General features: G+C 46.8%; 15 protein-coding genes. 9 read left to right on the top strand and 6 right to left on the bottom strand.

Translation table 11 applies throughout. The features are described 5' to 3' along the window. Window positions 1-25 precede the first annotated feature (25 nt). Window positions 26-1,060, bottom strand: coding sequence for an agmatinase family protein (locus tag AAHN97_RS12920; protein WP_343308047.1), 1,035 nt, complete (start codon window positions 1,058-1,060; stop codon window positions 26-28). Between the two features lie 134 nt (window positions 1,061-1,194). Here AAHN97_RS12920 and AAHN97_RS12915 point away from each other — a divergent pair, with 134 nt between their 5' ends. The 8 genes from AAHN97_RS12915 (at window position 1,195) to AAHN97_RS12880 (ending at window position 11,605) form a co-directional block, all read left to right on the top strand. Next, on the top strand, window positions 1,195-1,596 hold the full coding sequence (locus AAHN97_RS12915) for a cytochrome c maturation protein CcmE (protein ID WP_343308046.1): 402 nt from the start codon (window positions 1,195-1,197) through the stop codon (window positions 1,594-1,596). Window positions 1,597-1,661: 65 nt separating this feature from the next. Next, window positions 1,662-4,154: a cytochrome c biogenesis protein CcsA gene (gene ccsA, locus AAHN97_RS12910; RefSeq protein WP_343308045.1), complete on the top strand. Its 2,493-nt coding sequence runs from the start codon at window positions 1,662-1,664 to the stop codon at window positions 4,152-4,154. Between the two features lie 69 nt (window positions 4,155-4,223). Beyond that, complete coding sequence (locus AAHN97_RS12905) at window positions 4,224-5,222, top strand: alpha/beta hydrolase (RefSeq protein WP_343308044.1); 999 nt, start codon at window positions 4,224-4,226, stop codon at window positions 5,220-5,222. 38 nt (window positions 5,223-5,260) lie between these two features. After that, entirely contained in the window at window positions 5,261-5,860 is a 600-nt protein-coding gene (locus AAHN97_RS12900; protein WP_343308043.1) for a DUF4294 domain-containing protein, read from the top strand. 147 nt (window positions 5,861-6,007) lie between these two features. Further along, complete coding sequence (locus tag AAHN97_RS12895; RefSeq protein ID WP_343308042.1) at window positions 6,008-8,080, top strand: tetratricopeptide repeat-containing sensor histidine kinase; 2,073 nt, start codon at window positions 6,008-6,010, stop codon at window positions 8,078-8,080. Window positions 8,081-8,509: 429 nt separating this feature from the next. Then, on the top strand, window positions 8,510-9,238 hold the full coding sequence (gene bshB1 / locus AAHN97_RS12890) for a bacillithiol biosynthesis deacetylase BshB1 (protein ID WP_343308041.1): 729 nt from the start codon (window positions 8,510-8,512) through the stop codon (window positions 9,236-9,238). 127 nt (window positions 9,239-9,365) lie between these two features. Beyond that, window positions 9,366-10,733, top strand: coding sequence for a Fic family protein (locus tag AAHN97_RS12885; protein ID WP_343308040.1), 1,368 nt, complete (start codon window positions 9,366-9,368; stop codon window positions 10,731-10,733). A 188-nt stretch (window positions 10,734-10,921) separates the two neighbouring features. Next, entirely contained in the window at window positions 10,922-11,605 is a 684-nt protein-coding gene (locus AAHN97_RS12880) for a GNAT family N-acetyltransferase (RefSeq protein WP_343308039.1), read from the top strand. Here AAHN97_RS12880 and AAHN97_RS12875 read toward each other — a convergent pair. Both AAHN97_RS12875 and AAHN97_RS12870 read right to left on the bottom strand, forming a co-directional pair. Next, window positions 11,538-13,112 carry an ABC-F family ATP-binding cassette domain-containing protein gene (locus AAHN97_RS12875; protein WP_343308038.1) on the bottom strand — a complete coding sequence of 525 codons (1,575 nt, stop codon included), beginning with the start codon at window positions 13,110-13,112 and terminating at the stop codon, window positions 11,538-11,540. The genes AAHN97_RS12880 and AAHN97_RS12875 overlap by 68 nt on opposite strands. A gap of 171 nt (window positions 13,113-13,283) precedes the next feature. Further along, window positions 13,284-13,781, bottom strand: a complete 498-nt coding sequence (locus AAHN97_RS12870; RefSeq protein WP_343308037.1) for a hypothetical protein — start codon at window positions 13,779-13,781, stop codon at window positions 13,284-13,286. Between the two features lie 62 nt (window positions 13,782-13,843). On the opposite strand from AAHN97_RS12870, the gene AAHN97_RS12865 reads away from it, so the two are divergent. After that, window positions 13,844-14,335, top strand: a complete 492-nt coding sequence (locus AAHN97_RS12865; protein WP_343308036.1) for a thioredoxin family protein — start codon at window positions 13,844-13,846, stop codon at window positions 14,333-14,335. A gap of 340 nt (window positions 14,336-14,675) precedes the next feature. On the opposite strand, the gene AAHN97_RS12860 is transcribed toward AAHN97_RS12865, so the two are convergent. Genes AAHN97_RS12860 through AAHN97_RS12850 form a run of 3 tightly spaced genes read right to left on the bottom strand, consistent with a single transcriptional unit; the run spans window position 14,676 to window position 21,464 of the window. Continuing rightward, window positions 14,676-16,553: a metallophosphoesterase gene (locus AAHN97_RS12860; protein WP_343308035.1), complete on the bottom strand. Its 1,878-nt coding sequence runs from the start codon at window positions 16,551-16,553 to the stop codon at window positions 14,676-14,678. Window positions 16,554-16,562: 9 nt separating this feature from the next. Further along, window positions 16,563-18,098 (bottom strand): SusD/RagB family nutrient-binding outer membrane lipoprotein, encoded by a 1,536-nt coding sequence (locus tag AAHN97_RS12855; RefSeq protein ID WP_343308034.1) that lies wholly within the window; start codon window positions 18,096-18,098, stop codon window positions 16,563-16,565. A 21-nt stretch (window positions 18,099-18,119) separates the two neighbouring features. Continuing rightward, window positions 18,120-21,464 (bottom strand): SusC/RagA family TonB-linked outer membrane protein, encoded by a 3,345-nt coding sequence (locus tag AAHN97_RS12850; protein WP_343308033.1) that lies wholly within the window; start codon window positions 21,462-21,464, stop codon window positions 18,120-18,122. Window positions 21,465-21,563: the final 99 nt, after the last annotated feature.

Raw genomic sequence — 21,563 nt, 5'->3', positions numbered from 1 at the left:
TGTAGTATTCTGAGTTTGTACATTTTTATTTAACGATCAGGTTACACAATTTAAAAAGCATGCGGGCGCCCACATTGGCATCCCAGTCGTCATGCCCCGCACTCACTTCATTCAGGTCAAATCCTATCAGTTTACGGCCGCTTTCCAGCACTTTCCTGAAGAGGTAGAACACCTGCGGCCCTTCCAGCCCTCCGGCCACCGGCGTACCGGTATGCGGGCACAGCTTGGGATCAAGGCCATCTATATCAAAACTGATGTACACTTGTTCCGGCAGCTGATCTACGATATTATCACAAATATTTTTCCAGCTTTCTCCTTCAAACAGCCTTTCTTTCATCTCCTGGTCAAAGAAAGTAGTCACTTTGCCTTCGCTTTTGCGGATATATTCCAGTTCTTCCTCACAATAATCGCGGATGCCTACCTGTACCAGCTTTTTCAGCTGTGGCACTTCCTGCAGTGCGTTGTACATGATGGAAGCGTGGGAGTATTTGAATCCTTCGTAACTGTCGCGCAGATCGCAGTGGGCATCTATCTGCAAAATACCAAAATCACCTTTATGCTCTCCTATCGCTTTGTAATATCCCAGGGGCGTACTGTGGTCTCCACCTATCAGCCCTACCAGTTTGCCTTTTTGCAGCAGTTCCCGGGTTTGGGTATACACCCAGTCGTTCATCTTCTGCGTACCCCGGTTCACATCTTCGAGGGATCTGCGAAGGAAGTCGTTTTCCTTCACGTCCCCGCCTTCTGCCAGGAATTTGAGGTACAATTCTGCTTCTTTACGGAGATAATCGCTGCGGAGCAGTAGCTGCCTGTCGCTTTCCCGCATAAAAAAGCCCTGTTTCCAGCCGTCTTTTACATCTGCATCGTAGAGGTCTACCTGGTGGGAGGCCTTGAAAATACGTTCCGGCCCTCGGGCTGTTCCGTTGTTATAAGACACTGTCACTTCCCAGGGCACCGGCAACAGCACCAGCCGTGCTTCATCTTCGCTGAAGGGCAGCCCGAATATGTTGTTAGACAGGAGCCCCGGGGCGTTGGGATCAAAATTCGATAGATCAGCCATGATAAATCAGTACTTTGCTTATTTCGCCGCAAAGGTAAAGGTAAAAATTGGTTCCGGCGGGATGAAACCTGACGAATATCAGCCATGGGCATTCAGGTTTTTGGCTATCTTTGTTTATTAATAATCTGGTAAGGATGAAGAAGACAAGTTTAATTTTACTGATTGTAATAGCGGTGTGCGTTGCCGGCATGGTAATGCTGGTAGGGGATTTCAGTACCTATGAAACCTTCGCTACGGCCAAAAAGAAAGAAGGAAAGGAGATCCACGTGATCGGGGCGCTGGACACTGCGAAAGCAGTGGTATATGACCCTGCCAAAGATGCCAATTATTTCAGTTTTTATATGAAGGACAAAAGCGGTGAGATCACCAAGGTGGTCTTCAACGGCACCCGTCCTACCGACTTCGAAAAATCCACAGAACTGGTGCTCACCGGCAAGATGATGGGTAATGAGTTCCATTGCAGCAAGATCTTAATGAAATGTCCTTCCAAATACAAGGAAGAACAAACTGCCTATAGCGCGTCTAAAGATATTTAAGGAAAACAACTGTATATCGTCGTTACCATTTTCCCACCCTTTTTATAACATCTTACGGTAGTATCTTGGAAAATATAAAATATATAGGGGAGCATCTGCTACCCGGCCAGTTAGGCCATTTCTTCAGCATAGTAGCATTTGTAGCGTCTTTCGTTGCTTTGGTGTCGTTCTTCAACAGTACAAGGGCTACGGATGAATTGAAAAAGACCTCCTGGCTCAAACTCGGCCGCTGGGCCTTTTTTGTGCAAACGGCTTCCATCATTGCTGTATTCAGCATCCTTTACTATATCATTGCCAATCACCTTTTTGAATACAAATATGCCTGGCAACACTCTTCCCGCGACCTGGAGGTGAAATACCTGTTTAGTTGCTTCTGGGAAGGGCAGGAGGGCAGTTTCCTGCTCTGGAGCGTATGGCAAAGCCTCCTGGGCTGTGTGCTGATCTTCACCAGCAAAAAGTGGGAGGCCCCGGTAATGACCGTGATGGCCCTTTCCCAATTGCTGATGGGCAGTATGATCCTGGGGATATATATTCCCGGTATTGAATACCGTTTAGGCAGCAATCCTTTCATCCTCATGCGCCAGGATGCACCGGATTCTCCCGTTTTCCAGAATCCTAACTACCTGCAGTTCAAGCAGTTTGTGGAAGGTAACGGATTGAATGAACTGCTGAAGAACTACTGGATGGTGATCCACCCGCCGGTATTGTTCCTGGGTTTTGCTTCCGTGATCATTCCTTTTGCATACGGCGTGGCAGGTTTATGGACCCGCCAGTACGCAGAATGGGTCAAACCTGCTTTACCCTGGACCCTGTTTTCTGCTATGATGCTGGGTACCGGTATCATGATGGGAGCAGCCTGGGCTTATGAATCCCTCACGTTTGGTGGTTACTGGGCATGGGATCCCGTGGAGAATGCCTCCCTGGTACCCTGGCTCACGATGATCGCAGGTATTCATACGATGCTGGCCTTCCGCAGTTCCGGCCATGCCCTGCGTTCCTCTTTCTTCTTTGTGATCATTTCTTACACCCTCATTTTATATTCTTCTTTCCTCACCAAAAGCGGTGTACTGGGGCAAACTTCCGTACACTCCTTTACAGACCTGGGGCTGACTGCACAGCTGCTGGTATCCATGGCTGTATTCGCTATCCCTTCGCTCTTCCTGCTGATCTGGCGGAACAAAGAGATCCCGTCTATGAAGAAGGAAGAAAGCACCTATTCCCGTGAGTTCTGGTTATTTGTAGGCGCCCTCATCCTGATGGTGGCAGCCATACAGATCACCTTCACCACCTCCATCCCTGTGTGGAACAAGGTGCTGGACGGATTAGGACTGAAAAAGCTCTTCAACCTGGAAGACTTTGCACCACCCACCGATGTGGTGTTTCACTATAACCAGATCCAGATCTGGCTGGCTACGGTGATCGGTCTCCTAACTGCTATCATACAATTCCTGAAGTATAAGGACACACCGAAGAACACCGTGATGAAGAAACTGGCCTGGCCTACACTGGTAGCAGTGTTAGCCACCGTGATGATCGGCTGGTTCGGCAAGATCGATTACGTGAATTACGGGGCAGGTTTCCTGGTAGCTATTTACCTGATGCTGTTTGCCAGCATCTATGCTATTGTGGCCAACCTTTTCTATATCTTCGGTGTACTGAAAGGAAAAGCCAAAGCCGCAGGCGCTTCTGTAGCACATATTGGTTTTGGCCTGTCACTGCTGGGCATCCTTATTTCTTCTTCCAAAAAACAGGTGCTGTCGATAGACAGTATGGGCATGCTCGCCGGTTATTTCACGAAAGAAAGCGGCCAGGATTCCAAAGAGAACATCATGCTGCCCAAGGGTTTACCCGTACAGATGGGGCCTTATTTTGTGACTTACAAGGGAGATTCCGTAGGCACGGCAGATAAAGCCAAAACCTTCTTCATCATTGATTATGAAAAGAAGGATAAACTGGAAGATGTGGCCAAAGAGCGCTTCACGCTCTACCCGGATGCCTATCTTTCCATAAGGGGCCAGGAAGGGATCACACCTAACCCGGATTCCAAACATTACCTTACCAGGGACATCTTTACCTACATCACTGCGGTACCCCGCAAAGATGTGGTAACGGACACCCTGCCTTATACAAAGCATACCATCGCTCAGGGCGATACCATTTTCTTCTCCAAAGGTTTTATGGTGCTCAGCTCACTTAAAACGGCGCCGGTACAAAAGAATTATCATGCGGAACCGGGAGATATAGCAGTAGGGGCACAGCTGGACGTACATACCCGCAGCAACGGGGATTTTGCCATGCAGCCCGTGTATTTTATCCGGGACAGCAGTTTCCAGGGTAATATTCCGGACACCATTGCTCCCCTGTCTCTCGCAGTGCGGTTCACCAAGATATTACCGAATGAAAATAAGGTGGAACTGGAGTTGAAGGAAAGCCGTGATCCCATGGATTACGTAGTGATGAAAGCCCTTATCTTCCCATATATCAATGTATTATGGATTGGTATTTTGGTGATGATCGTTGGATTTTTAATGAGTATACGGCAACGGCTCAGGAAATAACTTAACGAAGGGCGGTCTGCAAAGGCCGCCCTTTTTTATTATCTTGGGGCCAACAAACGCTCAGTACCTATGCGCCGCACTATCCGGATCGTCCTGATCACGACCGCCCTATTGGTGATCGTGTACTTCCTGGGCCCTAAACCCGCTCCTCCGGTGATCACCGGAGGCCGTTTACCAGCCGTACCTGCTACACCTGTAGCACTTGAACAATATGTTGCCAAAAAAGAAGCCCAATTCCGCCTTAAACCGGATAATGAGGCCAGGATCCTCTGGCAGGATTCCCTGCACCGTAAAACCCCTTACAGCGTGATCTACCTGCATGGTTTTTCCGCCAGCGAGAAGGAGGGAGATCCCGTACATGTGAACTTTGCCCGCCGCTTTGGATACAATCTTTACCTGTCAAGACTCGATGAACACGGCATGGACACCCCGGAGGCCCTGGCAGGTATGACCGGGGAGGGCTTATGGCGGGATGCCAAAGAAGCGCTGGCCATTGGTAAAATGCTGGGAGACAAGGTGATAGTGATCGGCACTTCCACCGGAGGTACGCTGGCCCTGCTGCTGGCCTCTGAATACCCGGAGGATGTAACAGCCGTGATCAATATGTCCCCCAACATTGCCATTAACGAATCCATGGTGTGGATGCTGGATAAACCCTGGGGCCTGGAAATAGCCCGCCTGGTAAAAGGAGGGGACTATGTGGAAAATAAACCGGATAATGCAGACCGTGCAAAATATTGGTACTCAAAATACCGTTTGGAAGCAGTGGTGCAATTACAGAACCTGGTGGACAATACCATGAAACCGGAAGTATTTGCCCGCATCCATCAGCCGGTGCTGGACCTTTACTACTATAAGAGCGAAAAGGAGCAGGACCCAACGGTAAAAGTGAGTGCCATCCTCGAAATGCATAAAGAACTGGGAACGCCGGACAGCCTGAAGCGCGCAGTGGCCATTCCCAATGCCGGAGCTCACGTAATTGGCTCCAGTATTGTATCTAAGGATGTGCCTGCCGTGGAAAGCGCTATCACGCAGTGGTGGCTGCAGATACTAAAGAATCACAACTAATTCGTAACTTGACATCAATATTTAAACCGTCATTCGTTTTGCATCGTATTCTGATCATCGCTGGTATGTGCCTTCTTTGCCTGGCAGGCACAGCCTCCGCTCAACAGCGGACGGCAACGGATACCGTGGCGGTACGTGCAATCGTAGTCGGAAATGATACCATCCCCTCTATTACCCTCCAGATCGTTGAAGTAGTGGACCGGCTACCGAGACGCCTCCGCAGAGAAAGGGAACGCTGGACGCGCCTCCGTAACGCCGTGTATGTTACGTATCCTTATGCCATCACGGCCGGCAGGGTACTGAAAGATGTGAACCAGGAACTGAATAAGTTCACCAGCAAAAAACAACGCAAAGCCTTCCTCGCTTCCAAAGAACAACTGCTGAAAAAAGAATTCGGTGATAAACTGGAAAACCTCTCTGTATACCAGGGCAAAGTATTGATGAAACTGATCCACCGCGAAACAGGGGAGAACTGTTATGAGATCGTAAAAGAATTGAAAGGTGGATTTAATGCAAGAATGTATCAGACCGTAGCTTTCTTCTTTGGCGGAAACCTGAAGAGCGAATTCAATGCACAGGATGATAAAGACATTGAAATGATCGTACAGGAGATACAATTGTACAACCGCTTTAATTAACAATCCACGCAAAAATATTTGAAAGTTTTCCTCCCGGAAAAAAATACTTTTCATACCCGTATTTTTCGTATCATTATAAAGCAGAACCCATCCGTTACTGGCAGTTAAAGTTTTCTCTCCAACTAATGCTCAGTGAAATCATTCTAAATGAACAATAAGGTTAACCATGTACGGCAGTTGAAAATGCGCTTGCATGATGTGCATGTATGTTTCCTTGTGCTATACCTGTTGGTCGCAGCCTGTAAACAGCCGCCCAGCCAAAGCCAGACGCGTCCTTACCTGGCAGACAGCATTATGGGCATGGCAGATAAATACCTGAATAGTGCGCAGCTGAACCATGCCTTACATTATGTGGACAGCGCTTATAAAGAATTTAAAGATGCCGGTAAAATAGATCTCTGGAAAAAATACTATTTCCTGGCTGATTTTTATCTGTACCATCAGTTTGATACGTTGAAGGCCAGCCTTTATACAGACAGTATGCTGTTGATGGTAGAGGACAATGAAGAACTGTATAAAGTAGAATATGCCAATACCCTGTTTGCATTCGGTAAGCTGCTGGTAGCCGAAAGGAAATATGCCGAAGCTTTTTATTATTACTATAATGGCCAGGTGTTTGCGCGTAAGAACCTGGATAGTTGCCGGCTTGCGCCGTTTAATTCCCAATTGGGCATGGTGCGGTATAAACAGGGCAAGTACCTGGAAGCTGTTCCTTTTTTAATAGATGCGCTGGCGGAGGTGCGTCAGTGTGGAGAGAATGGCAGCTTCAATGATCGTTTCGTTCAACCGCAATCGATGATGAATACGATCGCTTTATGTTACCAGAAAGCCAACCTGCCTGATAGCGCTATATTTTATTACAGGCAGGCATTGAGCTTTGTCAATGAACAGGATCGTTTATATAAGGAAGATACAGCATATGCCAGCACAGCGCGGGGAGTAATATATGGCAATATGGGCGGCACCTATGCCAATATGAATAAGTATGATGAGGCTGTTCGTTATCTGAATGAAAGCATCCGCATCAATAACCGTCCGGGATATGCAATAGGGGATGCACAGACGGCCGTGATCAAATTGGCTGATCTGAATATGCGGTTTAACCGTTTGCCTGAAGTAAAACAATTACTGGACCAGCTGGAAACTTACCTCGTACAGTACCAGGCGAAAAGTCCTGATTATGATGATACCCGTTTAAAGTGGTACCGCCTTAAATGGCGATATTATGATACCACCCATGATACCCAACTGGCCTATGATTATGCCCGGCGTTATTATGATCTGAAGGATTCCATTGCCGCGGCAAGCCAGGGTTTATCCAATGTGGATATGGATGAAAGTTTCAGGAATGCTGCAGAGCTGCTGAAGCTGGAATTGCTCAAAAAAGACAGTCAGCTAAAATCATTTTCCATCATAGCATTGGTGGTGGGATTTTTAATGGCCATCAGTTTCCTGTTTATACTATGGCGCCACTTAAGCCGTATCCGTGAAAGCAACAAGGAGATCCGTATGCAGAATGAACATCTGCAAATGGCATTAAACGCTTTGGAACAAAGCCAGGCGGATAATACGAAAATGATGAAAGTGGTAGCACATGATCTGCGATCCCCCGTTGGCGCCATCACCTCCATTGCCGCCATGCTGCTGGAGTTCAGCAAGCTCAATGAAGAAGACCGGATGATGGTGGAGCTGATCAAAACTTCCGGGCAGAATTCGCTGGACATGGTGGCGGACCTGCTGCAGATCAACTCACAGGTGGAAAAGATCGAGAAAGAGCCGGTGGACCTGCAGCAATTGCTGCATTATTGTGTGGACCTGTTACAGCATAAAGCAGCGGTTAAAAAACAACATATCCATCTGCAGGCAATGCCCGCTACGCTGTTGCTGAGCAGGGAAAAAATGTGGCGGGTGATCAGTAACCTCATTGCCAATGCTATTAAGTTCAGCCCTGTAGGAAAGGATATTACCATCCGGCTGGAAATGGAGCCGGAGGAAGCCATAATAACCGTTGAAGACAATGGCATAGGCATACCCGATAACCTGAAGGATAAGATCTTCGATATGTTCTCCGAAGCAAAAAGGAAAGGTACTGCCGGCGAGCAGCCTTTTGGCCTGGGGCTCGCTATATCAAAACAGATCGTGGAGGCACATGGGGGCAATATCTGGTTTGAAAGCAGGGAAGAGGGCGGCACTGCATTTTATGTGAAATTACCGGCTTGAGGTAGCCTCTAACTGGCCTCGTACGGCCTTGAATCGGCCTTGGATCCGCCTTAAACGGCCTCTAACTGGCCTCGTACGGCCTTGAATCGGCCTTGGATCCGCCTTAAACGGCCTCTAACTGGCCTCGTACGGCCTTGAATCGGCCTTGGATCCGCCTTAAACGGCCTCTAACTGGCCTCGTACGGCCTTGAATCGGCCTTGGATCCGCCTTAAACGGCCTCTAACTGGCCTCGTACGGCCTTGAATCGGCCTTGGATCCGCCTTGAACGGCCTCTAGCTGGCCTCGTACTGGCCTTGAACCGGCCTTAAGCCCGCCTCCAACGGCCTTCTATCGGCCTTAGCCTGCCTGCTATATATTTATCCGGGCGCCGCTTCCTTATTTGGAACATCCCTTCATAACCCCGAACTTTGCCCACCAAAATAAGGACCATGAAACTGGATATACTCGCTATTGCGGCCCACCCGGATGATGTTGAACTGTCCTGCGCCGGTACCCTGATGGTACATGCACAGCAGGGAATGAAAGTAGGGATCGTAGATCTTACACAGGGAGAACTGGGCACCCGGGGCACTCCGGAAGGCCGTTTAACAGAAGCACAGGATGCCTGTAAATTAATGGGCCTCGATGTGCGGGAGAACCTGGGCCTCGCAGATGGGTTCTTCCAGAATTCAAAAGAAGACCAGTTAAAAGTGATCCGCGCCATCCGCAAATTCAAACCGGATATTGTACTGGCCAACGCCATGGACGACCGCCATCCCGATCATGGCCGTGCCGGCCGCCTCATAGCAGATAGTTGCTTCCTTGCCGGCTTACGCAAGATCGAAACGGAAGAAAATGGTGTACCCCAGGAAGCATGGCGCCCCAAACAGGTGTTCCATTTCCTGCAGGACCGTTACCATCAGCCGGATTTTGTAATAGACATTACCTCGGTGATCGAGAAAAAGATAGAAGCGATCAAATGCTTTAAAACGCAATTCCTGGCCGCTAAAGACCATGAACCACAAACGTACATCTCTTCCCCTGAATTCTTTGAAAGTGTGTTGTATAGGGCTAAAATGCTCGGTAAAATGGTGGGTGTGCCTTATGCAGAAGGGTATACTTCTGCAAAGATGCTGGGAGTGAGGAGTATGAAAGACTTTATTAATGAGAATACCTGATAGGATGAAATGCGAGGTGATTATAGCCTCGCATTTTTAATTTATAAGCTTTTGGTTCTTTGCTTAAACAAGAGAATTTAACGAAATTCGTTGGCAACTTAGGCTTTCAAAAGCAAAACAAAGGATAATGGATAACATACTTGAAGATATATATAGGCTGTCAGGGATTCTTTCAAAGCTTTTGCCTATAGAAAAAGAGTTTCAGGATCGCCTTGATAAAAAGATCAGGCTTGAGTTTAACTATAATTCAAATCATATGGAAGGGAATACCTTAACATATGGAGAAACAGAATTGTTGTTAATTTTTGATAAAACAACGGGTAAACACGATCTGAGGGAATATGAAGAAATGAAAGCCCATGATGCTGCATTCGAATTAATGAAAGACTGGGCAAGGGACTATGAAAGACCTCTTTCGGAAGCAGCTTTAAGGTACCTTCACAAAATATTACTTGTACGCCCATATTGGAAAGAAGCATTGACACCAGATGGACAACCTACCCGAAGGGAAATAGAGGTGGGGAACTATAAAACGCAGCCTAATTCAGTTCGGCTGCAGAATGGAGAAATATTTCATTACGCTTCACCAGAAGAAACACCTATGCTGATGGGAGATTTAATTAGCTGGTATCAGGAGGAAGAAAGTAAAAAGGAATTGCATCCCATAGAACTGGCAGCTCTCTTGCATTACAGGTTTGTTCGTATTCACCCGTTTGATGACGGGAATGGCCGGATATCAAGATTATTGATGAACTATGTTTTGTTTAAGCATAATCTGCCACCTGTTGTTATTAAATCTGCTGATAAAAAGAATTACCTATTTGCACTTAATCAGGCGGATGCCGGAGATATAGGGGCTTTTATTAATTATATCAAGCAACAGATGGTTTGGAGTCTTGAGTTGTATATTAAAGCAGCAAAAGGAGAGTCGCTTGATGAAGATGGGGATTTGCAAAAGGAAATAGCGATATGGAAAAAGGAGGCAGCATCTAAGAAAGTTAATGGACTGCACCGGAATGATGGGTTGGTGTATGAAATTTATCATAATGGAGCTATAGCAGAAATGTTCGCAGAATTTGAACAGCAGCATAGGCAGTTTTATGATATGTTTTATTCCAATAAGTTCTATGCATACAAAGACAATACTGCCAGACTGACATTGGAAGAGCTAACGGAAGAGATTAATAGAATAGGACAAAGGGTTGCGGTTAAAAAGAATGAAGTAAATGAATTTAACCCGGAAGAAGATAACTTTAATAGTATTTGGGTGGGGGTATATTTATCAGAATATAAATATAACGACAAAAAAACTTTTGGAGTTACATCGCAACTCCAGGTAAACCTCGAACCATATAATTATATTGTATCTCATGGAAGTCGGGTGTTTTTTAAGAAAGACTATAACCAATATTTAACCAGCGAAGAAAGAAAATTTATAGTCACTGAAAGTATCAAAGATGTATTTAAACAGATAAAGACTGATTCACGAAAATAGTAAAGTTCATCTGACTAATACCACCGCCTCAAAATCTGTGGAACTTACCTGATCTGACTATGACCTTCTTCAAGGCTCTGTTCATCACAAAAACTTTCAGGTTTTTCAAATGATTGATCTCCTCAGGCATGATATGGACATTTTTACTTGGAAGATGAAGAAGATGAGCCCATTAAATCGTTGTTATTATGGATCAGCATATTCTTGAAAAATGGCTTAAAGGCTGGTCGCTGTCACGTGGGCTGCCATTGCCCGTTAAGTACGGCAGCGGGTTCAGGGTGGATGTGGGATGGCCTCAGCAAAAAGCCCGTTATGTTTTCCCGGATTTCAGCCATGAAATTACAGATCTGGCGAATAGTATTGTGGAGCCATGGATCTTTCTTAAAGTATGTGCAAGCCCGGAAGTCTTCAAAAGTATTTTGCCTTCCCATTGGGTGATACAGCCACCTGGTTTTATGATGAATTGTTCCAGGCCTATGTTGTCAAAGAAGATTGATCTGGCAAATGGCTACATACTGGAAGTGAAAGAAGAGATGCCTGTTTCCATAGCAAAAGTGCTTACAAATAGCGGGGATATAGCCGCTATCGGGCGCCTGATCTTTGTGGATGACTTTGTTATCTATGACCGGATAGAAACAAATGAGCTGCATCGCCGAAGGGGACTGGCAACAATTATCCTGAAGACACTTGAAAATATTGCCATTTCCAAAGGCAGCACAAATGGTGTACTGGTAGCAACAGAAGCAGGCAAAGCATTGTACGAAACGCTTGGCTGGACCTTGTCTTCTTTATATACCTCGGTGGTTATTCCCCAAGACCAATCTCCCCTTCAATCCCCACTTCTTCCAGGAACGTCCGGTCATGCGAGATAACGATCAGTGTTCCTGCATAATCTGCCATTGTACGTGTGAGTATCTTTATATTCCGGAGATCAAGATTATTGGTAGGTTCGTCCAGTACGATCATATCCGGTGCATTGTCCTTTACCATCATACAGCAAAGAGAAAGCCGCATCATTTCACCACCACTCAGCACAGCGCAGGATTTATCCCAGCTTTCCGGATCAAAGAGGAAACGGTTCAGCCGCAGCTTTAATTCATGGTCCTGCAACTTTTGCTCATTAAAAGAAGCGATCTGCCCGATCACTGTTTGCTTTCTGTCTATCAATGAATATTCCTGGTCCAGCAGCAGTGAACTGAAAGGTGCGCGGTATAACTCACCTGTGGCCGGTTCCAGTATTCCCATCATCAGTTGTACCAGTGTGGATTTACCGCTGCCATTGGCACCGGTAATGGATATACGGTCTCCGCTGCGGATCTCGAACTCCAGGTTTTCAGGCCATAAAGCCTGAGCGCCATAAGCATGATTTAAGCCGGTAGCTTTCACCAATATTTTACCTGTATGCAGCCGCGCATCCTGGAAGTTGGTTTGCATCTCTCCATGCCATGGTTCCTGTTCCCGTAACTGATCCAGTTCTGTACGCAGGCGGGCTACCTTTTCTTCATGCACATCTTTTAGCCGTGTAGTGGCACCTTCTGCCCAGTTACGGTTAACATTCTGCATGATCTTCGCCATACCGCCGTTCTTTCTTTTCCGCGCGCCCTGTGCATCTTCTTTCTGTTTACGTTCCATCGCTTCCCGCTGTTTCCTTCCTGCTTCGCGGAGGCTGCGTTCTGTATGATCAAGCTTTTGCAGTATCGCAGCTTCTTCTTCCGCCTTTCTTTCTTCATAAAAGGCAAAATCACCACCGTATACATGTATGCCGGTTGCAGAGAGTTCCCATATGGGATTACAAAGTGTGAGCAGGCTTCTGTCGTGGCTCACGATCAATACACCGGCATCCGTGGCTTGCAGCCAGTCGTACAACTGCTGTCTGCCTTGTGTATCCAGGTGATTGGTGGGCTCATCCAGCAATACCAGCTCCGGCTGGTGGATGGTAATCCCTGCGAGGAAAAGTTTTGTTTTCTCGCCACCACTCAGTTGTGTGAAAGGTGTTTCCAGGCTGACATGCGGAAGACCCCACTGGTCCAGCGCCAGCCGGCAGCGTTCTTCCAGCGTCCAGTCATCTGCCAGGGCTTCAAAGTGCGCGATCTCGGAACTCCCTTGCAGTATGGCCTGTAATGCCTGCCAGCGTTCACTGATGTTCAGTACATCAGCAATAGAAAGATGATCATACTGGCCAAAATGTTGTGGTATGTAATAAGGTTTTACGGAAGGAACAAGCACACCTTCCTGCACAGGAATACGCCCCGCAATGATCTGCAGCAGGGTGGATTTGCCGATACCGTTATCGCCAACAAGACCAATTCTTTCACCTTTATAAATGGAAAAGTGTACATCACGGAACAATACCTTCCCTGAGGGCAGGAAATACCTCATATGTTGAGCATTCAATAACATCATGGGTTGACGCATTAAAAAAGTACGGTAGAAAATTGTTTAGGAATTCAGCAGGAGACGCTGAATATATGCCGGAACGGCGCGTGTTATGGGAGAATTATAACTTCATGATGGGCACAAAGTTAAAAAATAAGGTTGCAAAATCAAAATCTAATTTTCCAAAGGCGCAACAAGCGGCTCTTCGATAATCAGCTTTAACATAACAAGCAATTCATGTTTTCCCTTCGGGGTGAGAGTGCCGGAAGCGGCAGGAATAGCAGGATTGGAAAATAGTTTATTACAGTCTAAACTAATATTTACATAACCGGTCACTACATTGTTATTAAGGATCAGCAAAGCATAATGCGTTTCTGAACAAGGCCTCTCAATGGGCCCTTCATAGGTATTACGGTCTCTTAATAAATTGATGATCTTCTTTGCATCGTCTTTCTCGAAGGACTTGAGATACTGAAAGCAGGGAGATATTTCATTGTTTTGAATGATCGATGCCTTTTTTGACTGATCGCAGCCTTTAACATTCTTATAATAATAATCAAAATGCCCATACACCTTTACCACACTTGCAGGGGATGCCTTTATCTCCTTAGATAGCTTAACCTGCCCCGATGCCGGGATGTAGAAAAGGAGGCATAATATTAGCTTGTTCATGTATGTGAAAATAAGCAATTAAGCCTGTATTTTTACTTACTTTGTAACAAATCAAAACCAACATGAAAAAGATAACGCTCCTGCTCAGTTGCCTGCTGATATTTGCTGCGGGTTTTGCTCAAACCACCAGTCAACCCAAACTCTACGACCCTGCTGCAAATGCAAAAGAGGATATCGCCGCTGCGGTGAAAAAAGCAGCCGCCTCCGGCAAACACGTTTTCCTGCAGATGGGTGGTAACTGGTGTGGATGGTGTATTGCTTTCGATAAACTGGTTAAATCCAACGATACCCTGAAAAACTACCTGGCCAGTAACTACGAAGTAGTACACGTGAATTACAGCCAGGAGAATAAGAACGAAGCGGTATTTGCATCCCTGGCGCATCCGGAACGTTTCGGCTTTCCGGTGTTTGTGATCCTGGATGGAAAAGGCCAGCGTATTCATACCCAGAACTCCGAGTACCTGGAAGAAGGGAAGGGACATAGCAGTAAAAAAGTGCTGGCGTTCTTTAAGCATTGGTCGCCCTCGGCATTAAAACCTGTAGCGCAGAAATAAATGAAACGGGCTGTCTTAATCAGGACAGCCCGTTTTGCATTAATGACATAAAGCGCTCTTTGGCAGGTGGATGACTTTCCGATCTTGCATTAATGACATAAAGCGCTCTTTGGCAGGTGGATGACTTTTCGCCCTTGCATTAATGACATAAAGCGCTCTTTGGCAGGTGGATGACTTTTCGCCCTTGCATTAATGACATAAAGCGCTCTTTGGCAGGTGGATGACTTTCCGATCTTGCATTAATGACATAAAGCGCTCTTTGGCAGGTGGATGACTTTCCGATCTTGCATTAATGACATAAAGCATCCTTTAGCAAAGGAATCACTTTTCCTTCCTTGCATTAATGAAATAAAGCACTATCCGGCAAAGGCATCACTTTCCCACCTGTTTTCTGTATATACAGATCAATGGAAGGCGGCCTCCGCAGATCATAATAAATGATCTTCACCGGATGATATCCTGCCTTCAACGCAATCTCTCCACCCAGGGTGATATCCTGATCATATTCCTCGATCAGCAACTGATCATGCACATAGAACTTTAACCAGTTCTCTGCATGGCCGCTGAATTTATACACTCCATCTTCCGCTACATACACATATCCTGTAAATTCAACTGCCCATTCTTCCCCGCGGTGTGTAATCTCTTTAAGGTCATAACTTTTTACCGCAGCCGGTTGGCTAAAGGATAATTTTTCAAAGTCTGCTTTGCTTTTCACAGTGCCTTCCGCATAACGATACAACAGTCCCGGCAAAGGTGCAACACTGCGGCTTCCGGCAAAAGGCACCTGCTTTTCAAACTTCTTCTCCACCACACGGCTGCTTCCTTCTTTACTGAAAGCAACGGCCTTCAATGTACAGCTCTGTTTTAAAGTAATCGGAGCGGTATACAGCGCAGAACGTTTCCCTGGTTCTGTACCGTCCGTTGTATAGCGGAGTTCCAGCCCCGGCAGCGCCCCTTCGAGTGTTACCTTTAATTCATCCGTAAATACATCCGAAGCAGAAGAGAACAGCGGCACAGGCGGTGTTTGACGTACCAGTGATGCATCATGCCATGGTGTGCCCTTCGTGAGATCAAAAGCATCGAATACATTCCCGTCTTCATCAATAGCCTGGAACTGCAATACATTTTCCGCAATCCTTACATAACCAAAATGAAAACCCGTTTTCACTTTATTGGTGAACCAGGAACGGGTAGGTGCAGAGTGTTCCACATCACCACCACTGCCGCCGATATTAATATACCGCACACCTTTATCACCCCGCGGCTTACCCTTTAAGATGGGCCAGGTACGTTCATAGGTATGTATGTGACCATAGAAAACTACATCCACGCCATACTTTTCGTACAATGGCGGCAGGTCTTTGAGATCCGGATCACCGAGTATGGAACGGCCGCCTTTGGCGGTTTCTCCAAAATCATCTGTGTCTGATGAAAAGGGCGGATGATGATGCATTGCTATCTTCCAGGTGGCTGTAGAACGCGCCAGTTCCCATTCCAGCCATTCATATACTTCTGTGCCGGGTTTCACATCATGATCCGTATCAAAGAGAAAGAACTGTGTGTTCCCGTATTTGAAAGTATAGTAGTATTCGGGAGCTGGATTGCTGAGGTACTGGTAATAGTAAGGTGCTCCATGTTCATGGTTCCCCATGATCGTATAGATCGGGTAACTGCGCATAAAGTTATAAGAAGGTGCGAAGAACTCTTCCACCCAATTGCGTTTTACATAACCATAATCCACCAGGTCTCCTCCGTGAATAGCAAAGTTGGGCCGTTCTTTTGCCGCCAGGGCAGTGAGTTTTCCCCAGACAGGTGCATTCTTCTGGGAATCGCTGAACACGGCAAACCCGATAGGTGTATTTTCTTTCACCGCAGTTTTAAAAGGGGAGGCCTCACTAACCAATGTATCACCTCCCCGGAGCACGGTCACCGTGCGGTAGAAATAATCGGTTTCCGCCGTTAATCCTTTCAGTTCTATTTCGTGCATGGTGGCCACATCAGGGGCCGCAGTTTTTAGCGTTAGCACCGGCTGTTCCGCCTCATATAACGCAGGGCCATATTCCACCCAGGATACACCCGGTTCAGATGTTTCCCAGAGTATCCGTATGCTCTGCTGTGTGGCCAGTTGCACGTATGGTTTTATAACGAAGTAAGGTTGCTCTCTGAATGCACTGCTGCCCAGAAAGCATACCAATAGTATCAATATCCTTTGCATAAAATAAATTTAGTTAGCCTTCAGTAACCACATCTGCCCATTCACATCATCGTTCCCATACTGGCGCTGTACAGCATCAGAGAGGTGTACGCTGTTGAAGTCCAGTTCCTTTTGCGGATACATCCAGCGGCTGGGGATCTTATCTGAAGGGATATTCATATTAGAAGCCGGGTTCACAGGGAATACAGGATAACCGGTGCGCCTGTATTCATAGAAAGCATGGCCGGGATCCTGCAGGTAAGTGGAGAGATATTTTTGCAGGAATATTTGTTTCAGTTGCTGATCAGGTTGCGAAGAGAATGTAACGGCAGGTTGTTTTAAATAAACGTTCTGCACATAATCATTAGTGATCTGCATATTATGATGATAACGCGCTTCATCCGGTGTGTTATCTGTTACAAACTTCATCGCTGCGGTTACACCTGCGTTGTAATAAGTGGCGGCATCGCCGCTGATCCATCCTCTTACCACTGCTTCTGCCTGCATGAATTTTAATTCCGCGTAACTCAGCAGGTAAATAGGCTCTCCGGTTGCTAATTCCAGGTAACGGTCGTTAATAGTGGAATAATCCCGTGAGCCTGCAATCTGCGTCAGATTGGAATAGAGCATGGAAGGATCAAGGCCAATATAGGCATTCCAGTTATTCACCGCCATGCCCTGTTCTATCTTCACCGGGGAAGGATTGGTGTAATAGAAAAGACGGCGGTCCTGCAGGTTTTTTAAAGAATCCACGATCACGCTGCTCAGCATGATGTATACGTAGGACTGGTTGCCTTCCTTGTAAAAAGGATACTTCTCGCCGGATTTGTCAAAGAATTTCAACTGGAAATTATCTTCATTCCCCTCAAACAAGGGCATACCGTTCATGATCTTCTGGAAGCGGGTGATCACCTTCAGATCTGTATCCGCCGTTTTACGGAAGAGATTGATCAGTACTTTCAGCTGAAAGGTATTCACCATTTTCCGCCACTTCAGCGTATTGCCGCCATAAATGGGGTCGCCACCAAAATTAACGCCTTTGGCAAAGAGGCTGTCTGCTTTGTCCAGTTCCTGCAGAATGCCCAGGAACACTTCTTTCTGCTGATCATAATCCGGTTTGATGATGCCTTCCGTTTCGCCTTTCAAAGCCTGGGAATAAGGAATGTCTCCCACCTGCATGGTGAGTTCAAAAAAGCGCCAGGCCCGGAGAGCATGGCCCAGGGCAGTATAGGAATTCTTCAGTTCGCTGCTGGTGGCCAGCGATATCATTTTTTCGATATTGTTCAATACCACCAAACGGTCAAAGAACTCTGTACGGCCCAGGCGGTTGTATTGCTCTTCGTTGGCGCTGGAAGACCAGCAGGTGTATTTGCCCAGCATATGCGGGCGCATGAAATCAGTACCTGATTTAAATGTGGTTTTAGTGACGTCCAGCAGCAGGGTAGTGGCCAGCATCTCTGAAGTCACGATGGTTGTTTTGTTCGGATCAGTATTGATCTTCTCAAACTTTGAGCAGCTGCTGAGCAGGATGGCCGCCAGTAATATCGTTATATATTGCTTGTACATAATTACCTTGTTTGTCTTTGATCAGAAAGTAAGCTTGATGTTCATACCAATGTACCGGTTAGAAGGAGAGTTCAGGTCATCCTTACCTTTGTCCGGATCTGCATACTTGAATTGTTTCCTCCAGATCAGCACATTCTGCCCGGTTAAAGCAACGGAAGCAGCACTGGCACCTATTTTCCTGAATACATTCACAGGAAGGTTATATTGAAGTGATACTTCGCGGAGCTTCAGGAATGTGGGATCAAGCGCACCACCCGGCGTGCCATCCGCAAACTCGCGGGAATAGGCTTCGTAGGAAACGGGGATGTCGTTCTTCGCAAACACACGTGTATCTTCTATGATCCTGCCGTATTTATCCTGTTTCATTTCCCCGGAAAGCACTTTTACACCTTTGCCGATGTAAGTGATCTTGTGGTTCACCACCTCGTCATAACGATACTGATTATCGCTTTCAGGATGCGCGCCGGTATCCCACATTTTGTTATTCATGTATTCATACATCAGGCCGCCAACTCTGCCATCGAAACTAAAGCTGAAAATGAAATTGCGGTAAGCGAAGCTGTTGGTAAAACCCCAGATCCAGCTGGGATCCATGTAACCGATACGGGCAGGGTATTTACTCATCAGCGGAAGGCCATTATCCTGGTGCACTACATTCCCCTGCGGGTCTTTTTCCCATGGTTCTGTTACGTAAGCATCTCTGCGCTCACCCACTTTCGTCCACAGGTTATCAGAGGAATATTCCTTGTCCAGCGTTTTGTAATATTCGTGGGAAGTGGACCAATTGAACATGGCATCCCAGCGCAGCACGCCGTTGATAGGTGTACCGCCAATGGTGATCTCCACGCCACGGCGTACATAGGATTCATCCGTATTTACCAGGGTTGTGGTAAAACCGGAGGCGGAAGAGATCTCTGCGTTCGCCTGCTGGTTGTAACTGTATTTGTTGTAGTAAGTGATATCTGCCTGCAGGCGGTTCTTCAGGAAATAGGCCATCGTGCCCACTTCCCAGGTGCGCGCTGTTTTAGGATTGATACTGCCATCGAAGATATTGGTAGGATAACTACCGGTATTAAGCCCTTCCCAAACACCCAGCGCAGTGGCATAGGTTCTGTTGGTAGCATAGATGCCCAGGTCGCCTTTGGATAAAGCCCAGGACCCGCGCACTTTCCAGAAGTCCATCCACTTTGGCATTTTGAACAGTTCCGATAATACCGTGCTGGCGCCCACGGAAGGGTAGAAATAAGAACGGCTGGCTTTTGGAAGGGTAGAACTCCAATCATTCCTGCCTGTTACGTCCACAAAAAATGCACTTTTCCAGGAGAGGGTGAGCTTACCGAAAAGACTGTTCACCTGTTTGGCGGACTGGCCGGCAATTACATCCGGGCGTTCCACAGAAGATGCCAGGGAGTAAAGGCCGGGAATGGAAAGCCCGCCCCTTGTTTTGCCCGTGAGCACATTATTGCGGAAATAATAGATGGTTCCTCCCGCAAGTCCGTCAATACCCAGGTTGCCCACTTTTTTATTGATGGTGAAAAGCAGGTCGTTGTTAATACTGAAACCTGTTAACTGGCTCAGCATGTACAATCCTTTGGATTCATAACCACCACGGGTAGAATTGATATTGATAGGATTACGTTTGGTATCCTCATTGCCATAGTAATCCATACCGCTCCTGAATTGCAGGCGTGCACCGGAGAATAAGGTGTAACCTGCAGAAAGACTGGCATTATAGGTATTCTGATCTATTGCATTCAGTTTTTCATAGGCGATCAGGTAAGGGTTATCGTACCATGTTTTATACATCCAGTTCTGTTCTTTACCCGGTGTAACCCAGTAATCACGGAACTGTGTAACATCGTATTCAGGGCCTGTCCACATCAGCAGGTTATAGATATAACCCTGGTTGCCATAACCGCTGCCCCAGATCTGTGGAGACTTGCGCTTATTGTAACCCACTGTTGCTTCCAGGTTGAACCGGCTGCCCACTTTTATTTCGCCGCCCATGGAGAAATTGATCATATTCCCTTTGGCGTTAGGGTATTGGCCTTTATTATAGATATCGGTTAAAGAAACACGGAAACTTCCGTTCTCCCCGGTTTGTGTAACGCTGATATTATTATTGGTGATGAAACTGGGCTCCAGGAAATTCTTAAAGTTATCCTTACCACGGGAAGTGAGTGGCATCTCTTTCAGTGATTTGCTCACGGGATCCCATTGTACAGCCGTTCTGCCGATATCCAGCCGGTCTCCCCAGATATAATCCGTAGCGCTGTAAGTACCGCCGAGACCGGCACTGTAATTATGCTGTACTTCAGGCAGGGTGAGAAAGCCTGCATTGAACATGGTATTACTATTGAGGGAAACCGTAACACCTTTCCTCCCGCTTTTTTTGGTGGTGATGATGAGCACGCCATCTCCGCCGCGCTGCCCGTATAATGCAGCGGCGGTGGAACCTTTGAGCACATCCATGCTTTCAATGTCATCAGGACTGATATCCCGGAGCGTCATGTTACCATAAGGCACGCCATTGATCACCAGCAGGGGAGTACCGCCTCTCAAAGAGATGGTGGGGGCTTCAAAGAATTCTGTACTGTTTTGAATTAAGAGCCCGGCTACTTTACCGGTGAGGGAAGTGGCAATGTCAACCCCCTTCACACGCTGTACTTCTTCCCCGGCTACTTTCTGTACGGCATAACCCAGTGCTTTTTCATCCCGTTTGATACCCAGGGCTGTTACTACTACCTGTTTAAGCCGCCGCTGGTCTGGTGCCAGGGAGATGTTGATAACAGCAGGCTGGTTTTTCAGTGCTATTTCCTTAGTGATGTAACCAATGAAGCTAATAATGAGGGTGGCATCTGCTTTGGCCCGGATGCTGAATTCCCCTTTTTCATTGGTGGATGTACCTGCATCACCATCCTTTACGCGAACAGTGGCGCCAATGATGACTTCTCCCGTTTCCGCGTCGGTAATAACGCCGGAGCGGATATCGGACACCTGTTGTACAGGCGCTGGCCTGGGTGCGGGCGCAGCATATCGGAGGGATACTGTTTTCCCGTCCAGCATATATTTTAAACCATATTGCTGTAACTGGTCCAGTGCATCCTTTAGTTTGCCTGTTTCCAGGTGTACACGCTCCAGCTTTACTTTTGCCAGGGCCTCTTCCTGGTAGGAGAATTCATAACCGCTGGCCTGCCGCTGAATAACGTCCACCACACGGGCAAGGTCCGTTCTGGCAAGGTCCACTTTGATGTTCTGCGCTATAGCGTATGGCGCATGTAAGAGGGACAAAAGGAACAGGCCCCATGCCTTCCAGTACAGGGGACCGCATTTTTTTGACAACACGCTTTCTGGTTTTTTTGTCATAGCTTTGTTGTTGATTGTTTTATTGTTTAAGTAAAGCACTTCCAATAGCGCTGTCCTGCCCGACAGCGCTTTATTTTTGAGTGCGTGAAAATGATTGAT

The sequence above is a fragment of the Chitinophaga niabensis genome, assembly GCF_039545795.1.
GTDB classification, from domain to species: domain Bacteria; phylum Bacteroidota; class Bacteroidia; order Chitinophagales; family Chitinophagaceae; genus Chitinophaga; species Chitinophaga niabensis_B.
This window is presented reverse-complemented; position numbering and strand designations above follow the sequence as displayed.

Excerpts from the sequence above, each read along its gene's own strand:
- AAHN97_RS12920 (WP_343308047.1), bottom strand. The coding sequence starts at position 1,060 with ATGGCTGATCTATCGAATTTTGATCCCAACGCCCCGGGGCTCCTGTCT.
- AAHN97_RS12915 (WP_343308046.1), top strand. The coding sequence starts at position 1,195 with ATGAAGAAGACAAGTTTAATTTTACTGATTGTAATAGCGGTGTGCGTT.
- AAHN97_RS12905 (WP_343308044.1), top strand. The coding sequence starts at position 4,224 with ATGCGCCGCACTATCCGGATCGTCCTGATCACGACCGCCCTATTGGTG.
- AAHN97_RS12895 (WP_343308042.1), top strand. The coding sequence starts at position 6,008 with ATGAACAATAAGGTTAACCATGTACGGCAGTTGAAAATGCGCTTGCAT.
- bshB1 (WP_343308041.1), top strand. The coding sequence starts at position 8,510 with ATGAAACTGGATATACTCGCTATTGCGGCCCACCCGGATGATGTTGAA.
- AAHN97_RS12885 (WP_343308040.1), top strand. The coding sequence starts at position 9,366 with ATGGATAACATACTTGAAGATATATATAGGCTGTCAGGGATTCTTTCA.
- AAHN97_RS12880 (WP_343308039.1), top strand. The coding sequence starts at position 10,922 with ATGGATCAGCATATTCTTGAAAAATGGCTTAAAGGCTGGTCGCTGTCA.
- AAHN97_RS12875 (WP_343308038.1), bottom strand. The coding sequence starts at position 13,112 with ATGAGGTATTTCCTGCCCTCAGGGAAGGTATTGTTCCGTGATGTACAC.
- AAHN97_RS12870 (WP_343308037.1), bottom strand. The coding sequence starts at position 13,781 with ATGAACAAGCTAATATTATGCCTCCTTTTCTACATCCCGGCATCGGGG.
- AAHN97_RS12865 (WP_343308036.1), top strand. The coding sequence starts at position 13,844 with ATGAAAAAGATAACGCTCCTGCTCAGTTGCCTGCTGATATTTGCTGCG.
- AAHN97_RS12860 (WP_343308035.1), bottom strand. The coding sequence starts at position 16,553 with ATGCAAAGGATATTGATACTATTGGTATGCTTTCTGGGCAGCAGTGCA.
- AAHN97_RS12855 (WP_343308034.1), bottom strand. The coding sequence starts at position 18,098 with ATGTACAAGCAATATATAACGATATTACTGGCGGCCATCCTGCTCAGC.
- AAHN97_RS12850 (WP_343308033.1), bottom strand. The coding sequence starts at position 21,464 with ATGACAAAAAAACCAGAAAGCGTGTTGTCAAAAAAATGCGGTCCCCTG.